At 55.1% G+C, this 12441-nt stretch carries 10 protein-coding genes; all 10 read right to left on the reverse strand.

All coding sequences use genetic code 11. The features are described from left to right. Positions 1 to 55: 55 nt before the first annotated feature. The 10 genes from B6V76_RS00385 to B6V76_RS00425 all read right to left on the reverse strand — a co-directional run bounded on the left by B6V76_RS00385 (position 56) and on the right by B6V76_RS00425 (position 11342). On the reverse strand, positions 56 to 652 hold the full coding sequence (locus B6V76_RS00385; protein WP_088726376.1) for an ANTAR domain-containing protein: 597 nt from the start codon (positions 650 to 652) through the stop codon (positions 56 to 58). Next, positions 649 to 1785: a transporter substrate-binding domain-containing protein gene (locus tag B6V76_RS00390; protein WP_088726377.1), complete on the reverse strand. Its 1137-nt coding sequence runs from the start codon at positions 1783 to 1785 to the stop codon at positions 649 to 651. The genes B6V76_RS00385 and B6V76_RS00390 overlap by 4 nt, the downstream gene beginning before the upstream one ends. Before the next feature lie 6 nt (positions 1786 to 1791). Continuing rightward, positions 1792 to 3141, reverse strand: a complete 1350-nt coding sequence (locus tag B6V76_RS00395; RefSeq protein ID WP_088726378.1) for an amidase — start codon at positions 3139 to 3141, stop codon at positions 1792 to 1794. Continuing rightward, complete coding sequence (locus B6V76_RS19795; RefSeq protein WP_166504505.1) at positions 3125 to 3280, reverse strand: hypothetical protein; 156 nt, start codon at positions 3278 to 3280, stop codon at positions 3125 to 3127. Before B6V76_RS19795 ends, B6V76_RS00395 begins: the two co-directional genes overlap by 17 nt. 1 nt (position 3281) lies before the next feature. Then, entirely contained in the window at positions 3282 to 3980 is a 699-nt protein-coding gene (locus tag B6V76_RS00400; protein ID WP_088726379.1) for an ABC transporter ATP-binding protein, read from the reverse strand. Further along, positions 3973 to 5790 carry an ATP-binding cassette domain-containing protein gene (locus B6V76_RS00405; RefSeq protein WP_088726380.1) on the reverse strand — a complete coding sequence of 606 codons (1818 nt, stop codon included), beginning with the start codon at positions 5788 to 5790 and terminating at the stop codon, positions 3973 to 3975. The genes B6V76_RS00400 and B6V76_RS00405 overlap by 8 nt, the downstream gene beginning before the upstream one ends. An 8-nt stretch (positions 5791 to 5798) precedes the next feature. Next, positions 5799 to 6665: a branched-chain amino acid ABC transporter permease gene (locus tag B6V76_RS00410; protein WP_088726381.1), complete on the reverse strand. Its 867-nt coding sequence runs from the start codon at positions 6663 to 6665 to the stop codon at positions 5799 to 5801. Positions 6666 to 6721: 56 nt separating this feature from the next. After that, positions 6722 to 7930: an ABC transporter substrate-binding protein gene (locus tag B6V76_RS00415; protein WP_088726382.1), complete on the reverse strand. Its 1209-nt coding sequence runs from the start codon at positions 7928 to 7930 to the stop codon at positions 6722 to 6724. A gap of 495 nt (positions 7931 to 8425) precedes the next feature. Continuing rightward, positions 8426 to 9277: an abortive infection family protein gene (locus B6V76_RS00420; protein WP_240497775.1), complete on the reverse strand. Its 852-nt coding sequence runs from the start codon at positions 9275 to 9277 to the stop codon at positions 8426 to 8428. Positions 9278 to 9311: 34 nt separating this feature from the next. Beyond that, complete coding sequence (locus B6V76_RS00425) at positions 9312 to 11342, reverse strand: ATP-binding protein (protein WP_240497776.1); 2031 nt, start codon at positions 11340 to 11342, stop codon at positions 9312 to 9314. Positions 11343 to 12441 lie beyond the last annotated feature (1099 nt).

Below are 12441 nucleotides of genomic sequence, written 5' to 3' on the forward strand. Positions count from 1 at the left end.
AAACCGTCCCATTGGCGCTAACGTAAGACAAGGCGCAATTTTCCGCGCTTATGCGTTACACGTCGTCGGAGGCAATTACAGCATCGGCAATATCTGCAATTGTTGCGTTGACCCGCATCGCCTTATCGCGAAGACGCTTATAGGCTTGTTCTTCGGTGATTTCGTGTCGTGTGGAAAGGATGACGACGGCCTTCTCGATACGTCTCCGGGCCTTCAGGGTGTCATCCAGTGACCGGACCCGTTGCTGGAGCCGGGCTTCGTGTTGAGAGAGGCTGATCGCAGTGGTTAAGGCGGCGAGAACACCGAAAATTCTGATGGGCTTCGACAGAACTGCATGAACGTGCAGACGTTCAAGGGCTGACAGGATTTCCGGCGTCTCATAGGAAATAATAGCAATTCGAGTGATATCCGAACCTTCGGCCATCCATTGGACGGAGTTGTCGGCTTGGTTGCGCAGAATCAGGAAAAGGACGACATCGACTTCGGAGGGAAGCGTGTCGGGCGGGGATGCGAGCTTTTCTGTTTGGCACCCGATCCTTCGGAGCTGCGCCAGCAGAGTCCGGCGATCCTCGTCATCCGGATGAATGACCAAAACTCGCTTCCGGCGTAGCCTCCTGAGAAGGTTCTGGTCGCTGGTGCCTGAAATGCTCATGTACGTTCCAACTCACCAATCGACCTGTCATAGGACACCAGATAGGGGTCGGGACGGATGCTTTGAGCGCTGCTCCACACGATGTCGAACTCTCCGGTTCGGGTCGATCTGCCGACCTGAGGACGCATCGTGAAGTGGTTCGTGTCCAGATCGACTGACAGATCGCCGCCCGGCGCCTTGAAGACGGCTCCGGAAAGGGCGGACAATAGACTGTCCGTGTCAAACTGACCGGCAACCCGTACGGCATCGGCGAAGAAATGAACCAGAGCGTAGGTGGTTTCGACATAGACGCTTGGCAAATGTTCTGTGCCAAACCGGTCCTGAAACGCGGTAACAAAGCGGCTGTTTGCCGCCCTATCGGTAGTGCTGAAGTAAGGCGATACTGTGATATGCCCCGCACGGGCGGCTTCAGGCATCTGCGCGAGTTCGGCTTCGGTCGTCGTCAGAGAGGCGATGGGAGCCTTCTTTTCCTGATCCCTCAACTCCGCATAGGCGGAATAAAGCGTGACGCTTCCTTCGCCAACGACCGTCGACAGGATGACGTCCGGCTTCTTGGACACTGTTTCCCGAAGTTTGGCCGCCGCAAGCTTAGCGTCGGTTCCGAAAGGGAGGTAGATTTCGCTGACGATTTCACCATCACTTTCCGCGACAAACTCGTCCACGATGCGGTTGATCTCCCGCGCATAGAGGGTATCCGTACCGATCAGGGCGATGCGTTTCCCATGTTCGGCGTAGATGTGCTGCATCAGCGGAAGGACGAGCTGATTGGGCACTGCACCCCCATAAATGACATTTGGGGAATACTCGAAACCTTCATAGACGGATGGATAGAAGAGCAGTCCGTTGAAGCGTTCGACAACCGGCAGAACCCGCTTTCGGCTGGCCGAGAGGCAGCAGCCGAAAATCACATTCGTGCCGTGATTGAGGATCAGTTCGGTAGCGAGCTGTGCGTAGCGCTGATCGTTGCCTTCCGGGTCCAGAATGATTGGCTCGATCTGGCGTCCCGCAATCCCACCACCTTCGTTGATTTCCTCGATGGCCAGCAGGGTTCCCTTCAGAAGGGCTTCTTCCGTCACTTTCATCGGGCCGGACTGTGAAAACAGAACGCCTACCTTGATTTTCTGTTCGACCATTTGCCGTTACCTGCCCCTGTCGAATTGGCGTGCGATATTAAGAAGACTCTCATCCTTTCCGGGGCGTCCCATGAGCATCATACTGATTGGCAGGCCATTTGTGGAGGTGTCCACCGGAAGGCTCACGCAGGGCAGGCCGGCAAGGTTTCCCGGCCAGCAGAACCAGGTCATGCTGTCCTGAGTGGTCACATCGCGCCCGCCGAAGCTTTGCCTGTCTTGCCCATGTCGCGGAGCAGGCACAGGGAGGGTTGGAAGCGCCAGAGCATCCCAGTCGCCCAGGTCTTTCAGCAGCAGCTCGATAAATCGCGCTCGCAGTTTCTGGGCGTGCATGGCTTCGGTCGCTGTGATCTGCCGGCCTGCTTCGAGATGGGCGCGGGTGACAGACGTGAACGCGGCGGGCTCATCCGCCAAAAGCTTTTCATGATACGAAGACGCTTCCACATGTAGGATCGCCTCCCATGCAGCGAAAAAGCTCCGCATAGCTGGTATTTCGGCATCCTCCACAGACGCCTCCGCGCCGTCCAGAGCCTTCCGCACTGCCAGTTCGACTTCGTCCGAGCGTTCCAGTCCTTTCCCCACCAGATTCAGGATTCGAGGGGCGGCAGGAGCCGGTTGGTCCTCGAACGGTTTGGCATGGGTCGTGGATGCGTCATTTGGATCAGATCCCAAAAAAAACGGTAGCAGAAGCGCGATGTCATCGAGACTGCGTGCAATCGGGCCGGGCGCATCCAGCGACCAGCTGAGCGGCAGCACGCCATGTCGTGATGCGCGGCCATAGGTCGGCTTGAAACCGTAAACTCCGCAGGCCCCTGAGGGAATGCGGACCGACCCGCCGGTGTCACTTCCCAAGGCGGCACTGACAATCCCAGCGGCGACGGCCGCTGCCGATCCGCCGCTGCTGCCGCCCGTGATATGATTTGCATCGTGAGGGTTGCGTGTCGGCCCGATGCTCGAGGTCGTATTCGTCGCCCCGAAAGCCCATTCGTGCATGTTTGTCTTGCCGAAGATGATCGCCCCCGCGGCGCGCAAGTTAGCTACAATAGTGGCATCGACGCCGCTTGCAGCACGCGGCAGAGCTCTGGAACAGGCAGTGGTCGGAAAATCCCGTGTGAGGTAATTGTCCTTGATCGCGATAGGGATGCCATCGATAGGGCTGAGGGCTTTTCCCGCAGACCGGCGTGCGTCCGATGACTTGGCCTGATCCAGCACAGTCTTAAGGTCCAGAGAAACGAAAGCGTTAAGGTCAGCCCTTTCCTGAGCCCGTTTCAAGGCCCTCTCGGTCAGATCGCTGGATGTCGTCGAGCCGCTTGCGAGCGCGTCGGCCTGCAATGTGGCGGTTTCAGGTTCTGGGCACATCGAAACTCTCCGGGTGAAAAATATGGGCGGGTTCAGTGGAGGGTGGTTGAGGCATCGCAGCCAATCCGCCGCGGATGCGCGCCAGTGTTGCCTTAATGCGTCTTTGTTGATCCTCGGTCAGTTGTTCGGGTTTGCCCATTTCAGACCCCCAGCAGCTCTTGCTGAAGTTCCTTGTTCGCCAGCAGAGCGTCCCGATCCGTCTCCATCCGGATTTCACCCTTTTCCATGACATAAGCGCGCTCAGCGATGGAAAGGCAAAAATCGAGGTTTTGTTCGGCGACGAGAATCGCGATGCCCCTGTCCCGGTTGATCCGCTTCAGAATGCCGGCCATTTCATCGATGATGGAGGGCTGAACACCTTCCGACGGTTCATCGAGCAGCAGGATGTGCGGCATGATCGCCAGCGCCCTGGCAAGGGCCAGAACCTGTTGCTGACCGCCCGACAATCCTCCGGCCAGATCATGTGCCTTGGGTAGCAGCATAGGGAAATCCGACAGAGCCTCGTCAACGGTCTGTTTCGGGTCGTGGCCGTTCGATGCAGCGGCGACGGCGATATTCTCGATCACCGTCATGCGGGGGAAGATGAAGCGACCCTGCGGCACGTAGCCGAGCCCCATTTTAGCCCGCTTCGCAGGGGAGTTCGGTGCGGGTTTGCCGTCGATCTCGACATGACCTTCTATCGGAGGAATGAGGTTCGTCGCAAACCTCATGAGCGTGGATTTTCCTACGCCGTTGCGGCCGAGAAGGGCAACGACCTCCCCGCTTTTCACTTCCAACGACACGTTGCGGATGATTGTGGTTTTGCCATAGCCGCCAGTGGCGTTCACAACCTTAAACATGCTCACTTCTCCCCAGGTAGATGTCGAGAACGCGGTCATCGGCGCGCAGCGTCTCGATGTCGCCTTCGGCAAAGACGTCGCCTTGGTGAAGGACCGTCACATGGCCCTCCAGCGTCCGGACGAATTCCATGTCGTGCTCGACCACGACAACCGTTGTGTGCTTCGCCAGCGTCCGGACGAGCGATGAAAGTTCGCGGGTTTCCTCGTTGGTCATGCCCGCAGCGGGCTCATCGAGAAGGACGACGCGGGGGGCGAGGCAAAGGACCATACCAATGTCCAGCCACTGTTGCTGTCCATGCGACAGAGCCGATGCCTGAACGCCTGACTGCCCTTGCAGTCCGAGCATGGAAAGAATTTTGGCTGCGACGTCCTCGGCCTTCTCCCTATCGTGCGTTCGGGCGAACGCGGCCGTCCAAAGGTTGTCGGCAACCGTCAGCTCTCCGAAGACCTGCGGTTTCTGGTTCTTGACACCCATCCCTTTGCGCACACGATGAAAAATCGGTGCCTTTGTGATGTCGTCATTGCCAAGCGTGACCGTTCCGCTTTCGGGCTTGTACATGCCCACGCAAGTTTTCAGGAACGAACTTTTACCCGCACCATTTGGCCCGATTAGAGAATATGGTTTGCCTGGCATGAAGGACTGCGTGACCTTGTTGACCGGGATAACACCGCCGAACTGCTTGAAAGCTTCGTCAGTGCCCATGGTCTTCGCCGGTCCCGCATCCTTGGCGGCATCTTCCAGAATCTCGCCCAAGACCGCGTCATCGATTTTGACCGCGCCCGCGTTCCGGGCGGCCTCATTGGGATCAGGAAGTGCCTTACGCCAAAGATTGCCCATTCCGCCAAGGATTCCGTTTTGTAGGAAAAGAACGAGCAAGATGAGCACAACACCCAGGATCAGAGTTGTCTGACCACCGACCGCTCCGCCGCCGAGAAAAAATGATAGCCCGCCGATTGCCAACGCACCAAGGAACGCGCCCGACAGCGTGCCGAGACCACCGACCAGAACGTAGATTGGAACCAGCAGAGCTTCCTGCACCGAGAAGATCGACGGGTTGAGGTAGTTGGCCCATAGGCCGAAAAGTGCTCCCGCGAGTCCGGCCAGAGCACCGGAATAGGCAAAGTTCAGAAGCTGGTATTTTCTGACGTCATAGCCCAGCAATTCTGTCTTTTCAGCATCGATCCGGATGCAATCCACGATTCGGCCGAAAGTGCCACGCATCAGCCAGCGGGTGAAGAAATAGAGAAGCGCCGCGATGACGACCGCAGCCGCGAAAGCCGCGTTCGGTCCGAGAGACTGCGCGCCTTCGCCAAACCCGAGGATGATCCCTGGAATGTTCGACAGACCATTATCGCCCCCGATGGAGGCCTCTCCAACATTGAGCTTGAACGTCTGGGTCACGGACCAGAGCAGAAGGGTGAATGTATAGGAGAGGATAGTGCTTTGCAGCGGTCCCATTCGCGCGAAGAAGATGATATAGCCGAGAGCCGCAGCAGCCAGCGCCCCAAACGCAGCCCCAGCGGGAAGCGCCCAGATCAGTGTGTTTCCGGTTGCCGGTGCGAGATTGATGGCAACGACACTGCCGAAATAGCCACCCAGTCCATAGAAGGCGGTCTGGCCGAGGCTCAGCAGTCCGCCGCGCCCCCAAACGACATCGAGACTTAGCCCCAAGAGACCGAAGATCACCCAGGATGTCGCTACGAAGGCCAGATAGGGGTCGATCTGTCCAGCAAAGACGAGAGTCAGCACAACCGCAACAGCCGGAAAGACGAGGCCCGCGTTTTTGTAGAGTTTTTCGGAGAATGACATGGCAGGCCTCACAGCTTACGACGCCACTTGGCCGAGATACCCATTGGGTAGAGCCAGAGCAGCAATGCGGTGATCAGGAAGAAGAAGACATCACCGACAACGGATGTCATGAAACTCGCGGTCACGGAGGCCCCGCCCCCGAGGCCAAGTGCGGTGATCGCAGTGCCCGTCAGGGTGACCGGACCAGCCACGACGACCGTGAGGAAAGCCTTGATGACGAAAGCAAAACCCATGGAGGGTGTTGCAGGCACGATCGGGAGAAGAACCGCGCCTGCAAACCCCGCCAGACCGCACCCGACTGAGAAAGTCAGCATGTTCGTGCGGGAGGCCTCAATCCCAATGGCCTGCGCCATTTGCGGTACCTGGATAGAGGCGCGCGCCTTCATGCCGTAGACCGTTTTCGTCATCAGGAGATAGACGAAAATCAGCATTGCGGCGGCCACGCCGATCATCAGAAGTGGATACCCAGCCAGGCCGTAATCACCGATCGAAATGCTGAACTGTGGCATGCCGATCCCTGGCGTTACTGTTCCAAAGATCAGGACCGCAAGCTGATAAAATACGATACTCAGCCCCCAGGTCGCCAGCATAGTGTCGAACAACCGACCATAGAGTCGGTTGATTATTAGACGCTCAACAACCGCTCCGATCGCCATCGTGACGGCTACCGCAATCGGGATTGAGAGTATGTATGGTACGCCGGACTGCGTCGCGGTCAGCGCAGTATAGGCGCCAATCATGAGGAATTCACCATGTGCAAGATTGATGACGCCCATGAGGCCGAACACGACCGCAAGGCCGATCGTCGCTATCAGCAGAATTGATGCGCTGGATAAAGACGACAGCAGCACTGTCGCCAGGAAATCGAGTTCCATTGTGTGCTCCATTGAAGTGTGCGCGCCCCAGCGGTCAGGCCGAAGCGCGCCTTAGGTCATTTCATCTCAGGCGTGAAATGTTCAGCGAGGCCGGGATTGGCGACCAGATCGCACACTTTGTTTTCGTAACTCGGAGCAACGTCCTCGAATGTTTTTACAATTTCAAAGCCGTGTTTATCGTCACCCCGGGCGATGTAGATATTCTGGCGCAGGTGATGCGAACCCGGTTCCATCTTGACGGTGCCGTTGGGAGCTTCGAAAGTGATACCGCTTTCCAGAGAAGCAATTACAGGGTCCGGTTCGGCGGATCCGGCTTTCTTCACGGCAGCAGCCCATACGTGTACCGCGTTCCAGACATCGACTGCCTCCGAAACAATGGGTGTGTCATCACCATATTTCGCAGTCCACTTCTTGACGAACTCGGCGTTAGCCGGATTGTCCACTTGCATAAAATAGCCTTGGCTGGCGATAAGGCCTTCGCCAGCTTTCGGAGAGACTACGACCTGCTGATTTCCCGAGCCGTAATTTGAAGAAACGAGCCCAATGCTATCCTTTAGACCAGCCGCAGCGAACTGCTCCAGAAAACCAGTCTGGTTTGCACCGACTGGCAGGGCGACTACGAAATCGGGCCGGGCCTGCTGAATTTTCTGGATCGTCGGAGCGTAGTCAGTGACAGTCAAGGCAAGAAAGTCTTCACCCACCACCTCGCCACCGCTCGCTTTGGCGTATTCGTTGATCCAGTGCGCCGAGATCGTGCCAAAATTGTAGTCGGGGGCCATGATGTAAATTTTCGGGCCGTATTCCTTGATGGCCCATTCGATCAGCGGCTGAAGTTGCTGGGATGCGGAAGAACCCGTCACGAAGGTTTGACGGTCACATGCGCCGCCTTCGTAGAGGGAGGAATAGAAATACGGAATGTTGGCCTTTCGGAAAATCGGGCGGATCGCCTCGCGCGATGAGCTGGTCAGGCCAGCGAACATAGCCGAGATACCGTCACGCAGTACCGAGGTGTTGGCGTATTGCGTATACTTGCTCAGCTCCGACTGGGAGTCGTAGCTAACCACCTCGATCTGTTCGCCCAGCACACCGCCACTGGCATTGATGCTCTCGACGGCGAGGTCGAGCGCGTTGTCCTGCTGAATGCCATAGATGTTCAGGCTGCCGGTTAGATCGAAGATCGCGCCGATTTTGATCTCGGCGAACGCTGCCTGCGCCGACAACGCGGCGGCTACTGCGATCATACTGGTCGTGAGTTGTTTTTTCATTTCGGATGGTCTCCCTGTTTTTTCTTACAGGCTGAACATCTGAAATGTGATGCGACACAAAAAAATCGCAACAGAACAAATGCTCAGCTGCGATGCTTAATGATGTCAGGTGCGTCGTTGCACATCAGTTGTATAGCAATCTGTAACACTTCGAGTCAAGCGAGACAGCGATTTTCTGGCAAAAATAGCCGCCTCTGCAAACCACCGTTCGATGATGGTATGCAAAGCGGCTGAATGATATCCAGAGCTTTACGCGACCTCTCACGAGCGATCAGGACACAGATGCCAGCTTCCAAGCAGCAAGGCGGCAATTGGTTCATGGCGCCGCATTAGCCAAAATTGGCTCGATCCAGACATGCAGTGGTGCGGCCAGCCTTTCTTGAGACCCGTCCGGCCGAATCGACGCGCGCGGCCCTGAGCGGCCGTTTATCATTCAGTCTGATTGCTGCAGTTGCACCCCGCAAAGCGGACATTGCCGACGGGGGCTAACCTCAGTCAATCCTCGAAAAAACGCCCGTCAATCGCCTTGGAGAACCGCAAGAACGCGGTAACGCTGTCGAAGACAAACCGAGCTTCCTCCATCTGCACGAGGTCAGGATTGTCATGCGCAAACGACTGATCGTTGCGGATTGGATTCAGCGCCTCGAAGACGCTGATGGAGCTTTTGACAATGCGCTCCGAGATGGGATTAAGGTTCTTTTGTTCGCGTAGGATTTTAACGTATTTTGCGACCCGCGCATGAAGAGCATCGTCCTTCCCGCAATCTTCGCCACCATGCTTGCGGACAAGAGAGGCAAAACGCTTCATGCAGTAGGTATGAAGGCGGTCAAGCGCCGCTTGGGGTTTGTTCGCATCCAGGTCGCGACGGATTGAAGCAACCAATTCCTCCAGTGTCTCGTTCGGCTCGAAAGTCACAATAGCAGAGGCATCAATTGCATCCGTACGCCCCTCGATCCGTGCGACCGTAGAAAAATACGATCCTTTAAGTTTGTCTTCATTTCCCGCATCTTGTGCAAACTCTATCGCCTCCCGATACTCCCAGAGTTCGCGCAGGATTTTTGCTACTAACGTCGGCTGAGCACGTTCAATAAACGCACGCAATCTCTTCGCTTTCGATGTTCCTCGCCCGCTAAAGAGCTGCGACTGATCTTCCGGATCGATGGCAATCGTCTCATAGAAGAAGTCGTTAAAGGTGCGGTCACTGAAATCCAGAACATATCCGGCTTCCATCCCCAATGCCTGCTCGAGCGCTTCGCGTTCAAGCCGCGGTATCAACTGCTCATATGTATTTCGGCCTATCATGCTTTGCAGATACCTTAGTGGCATAAGACAATCGAGAGCGGCCACCGGTGGTCGCCCTTTTTACAGTGCGATTGAACGGCTACTGCGCTGCCGATAGTGCGCCCTTCGACTTTCGGTCAAAGTTCGATCGTCCCTCAAGCATGCTGACGAACGCCTCATTGCGGTTGCTGGCTCGGTCAATCAGCCTATCGAACGCCAGCACTTCAATAATGAGATTCAACTCTCTGTAGTAACGATAAGCCATCTGCCCCCCGAAATTGGTGCGGATGAAGTCTTCCGTTTTCAAGTAGCGTTCAAGCTTATCGTTCCAATCCGCCAATATGTATCCACGCACCATGGATGTATCATCAATAGAGATTTCGCGCCCGCCTGAAGTTATGACCTTGCCCCGCTCACGGATGTCCAAGACTTGGTTCTTCAACTGGTCTACTGGGTTCTTAGTGTCGGCCTCTTTGGTGCCATCATAGTCCTTTTTCTGGGGACGCTTCATTTCTACAATCATAAGCTCATCGTCATTGTTTATGAGCAAGTCGTGCGCAAACTCTCCCTTGCGCCTCGCATTACCTTCCGGTGTTCGGTCACTTGAAATGTAGCGTGCGTAGGCCAAATCATCGTCAATCAGCCAAAGATTGTGAGACGCATAGTCGATTTGCTCACTGTCCCTGTATCGTGGATAAATCAGCTTGTGCACCTTATCTTCGGTCGCCAACCCGTCATCATCTTTGTTGAGCAACTGGCGAAACACTTGGATCACATTGTTCCGATATGCAACGTATACCGCCAACGCTTCTTTGGCATCTTCCGGTATCTTGTCTCGTACGAGCCGCACAAGATCCTCGACACTTGTTTCTTCACTCAGTTTGGTGAAATCGAATTTCTGTCGAAAGCGTTCGACGAACAAGTCTTGTGCCAATTGTTCGCGGGTTTCCGTGATGCCACGTTTCTTGACAAACTCTTCGCTTGTCTTTCCACCCAAGCCGCGCCTTAGAAGCGGATCAATCGCAATCAGGTGGTCAACGTGTTCCTTCATCTTTGAACGCCGATCGGACGTATACGTTTGCTCAAGGTCCAATATATGGGCTTTAGCTATCGCAATCAGGTGGTCCTTAATCGACTTCTTGGTTTTGTTGTGGTCAATCTTACCGTGCAGGTTTGTGATCCGATCACGCGACTGAGAAGACTTAAAGAAGTCGCTCGAAACAGCGACTAAGTAGTAATATCGGAATTCTTCTTCACCTTTCATTTCGGTGAATGGATTCGAATTCAGGCCAGACGAAATGCTTTCCAGATCACTTGCCGCACGGTTGTTCGCATAGAAATACAAACGGTGCTTCTTGGCGTGTTCTTCACCAACTTTGAAATAGTCGAAAGTGATTTCAACAGTCTCAGTTCCGATGACCATTTCCTCTTTGCGACTACCGCCGACCGCCAGAGACTCGTGGAAATACTTGTAAAGGTTGAACGTCGCGCCCTGGATTGTCAGAACGAAGTGCTTCGGCACTTTTTTCTGAATGAACTCGATAAGGAAGTGATCCAATACCGCAGAGACAATATCTTCTGCGGTGTGATTGTGCTTCCGGTCTTTACCTTCCAAAACGAAATAGTCTTCAAAATCCGCCTTTGGCGAGCGCATTGATACCGTTACCCCGCAGTCATGCGAGTGCGCCCCGGCACCGTCTGTCTCTTTTACCACAATTAGATTGTCATCGTTCGAGAACGGATCGTAACGATAACAGCCCTTCGTCAGCGTCCCGTCGGGTTGCTTTTGCCCTGATGAATAGAATACCCGGCTATAGACCTTGAATGCCATGAAGCGGCCAAAGCCCTTGCCGCCGCGCTCATACTTGTTTCCCGTAAGCGGCGTCAGGAATGCCGATAGGTTTGCTTCATCGAACCCACTGCCGTTGTCTTTGATCGTGACTTCGCGCGCTTCATCGTCAAAGGTCACGTCCAATCGGCCTTTGTCTTCCAAATCGTGTTCCCACCTGTCTTCTATTGAATGAAAGGCATTGGAAATTGCCTCATACATGGGGAATAGGAAGCCTTGCAGTCCGTCCGGTAATGTGGCGCGCTTAACTTCGGCAGTTAAATCAATCGTCTTATGTTTCAAATCGAGCGCCTTTCATGTATTGGTCGTGCGTCAGTGAAGAGCTTGGCCCAGTCCACCCTTGATACAACTAAGCTTGGGCTCGGCCAATGTCCGTTCCCCATAGCTATGAATGTTAATTTGGCCCCGCGGCGAAAGTCCAGTTCCCGCCCGAACCACCTGACTCGTCGGTTTCGGCCCGAAGTGACATTCGAAATAGGACGAATTGCCTTGCCCGTTGAACGCAGATTTTCCGTGTGCAGTCAATTTGTTCGCTCAGCGCATCACAAGTCAGCGTTGCGCCGTAGCGAAGCGGTGTGGCTCGTGCCGCAGCGGGGCAAGCGGATTGAACCTGCAAACCTACGCTATTCGGCTTCTGACACCATCGTGCCTAAGGTGTTGTCTTTGAACACCTCGTGCACGTTGGTGTCATCCCAGTGTTAATCGGGGCGGTATCTGACACCCGGGTTTAGATGCGCTCATAGCCGTGGGCACTTGAGAAGACCCGCCAAAACGAAGCACATATTTTGCTGATTAACCGGAAAAATGTTTCGCTGCCAGCGACTCCGGCCAATCTCGCTTGTGATAGGCGAAACGAGCGAGGTGTCCCACAGTCGTGACCATCCAATTTCTGACCAGTCACTGGTGTCAGGTGGCGCCAAGCGAGGGCTACGCATGGCGATCGGCAGCGAAACGGCTCTCCCTTCCTTCCCCCGGGACGTAGCCCGGACGAAACCATCACAAGGAGGCACCCATGCTTCATTTGGGAGTAACTGCCAGTGCAGAAGCCCGCGCCTTGTCTGCTGGAGATCCGGCATGGAGGGAGTTTTTTCCATCATGACGAATTTATTCGGCTTACCATTTAGCTGTTTGGAGATCCGTAATTTTCGGCCGGTACTCTTAGGCCTTTTCAAAGACTAACCTTGGTGCCGTAGATGGAGGTATGAGCAATGAACAGCCGGACAATAAATTTCGACAGCTACGGCGATTATTACCGCGCCGTAGCTGAGGAAATCTCGGATGCAGAGCTCCGCGAACGCGGGATGTCCGCACATGAGGTGCTGCGGGTGCGCAGACTAAGCGATTTTGAGCGCTCCGAAGCGATAACGGCATTTTTAGTCAG

The organism is Thioclava sp. IC9, from assembly GCF_002213225.1.
GTDB classification, from domain to species: Bacteria; Pseudomonadota; Alphaproteobacteria; order Rhodobacterales; family Rhodobacteraceae; genus Thioclava; species Thioclava nitratireducens.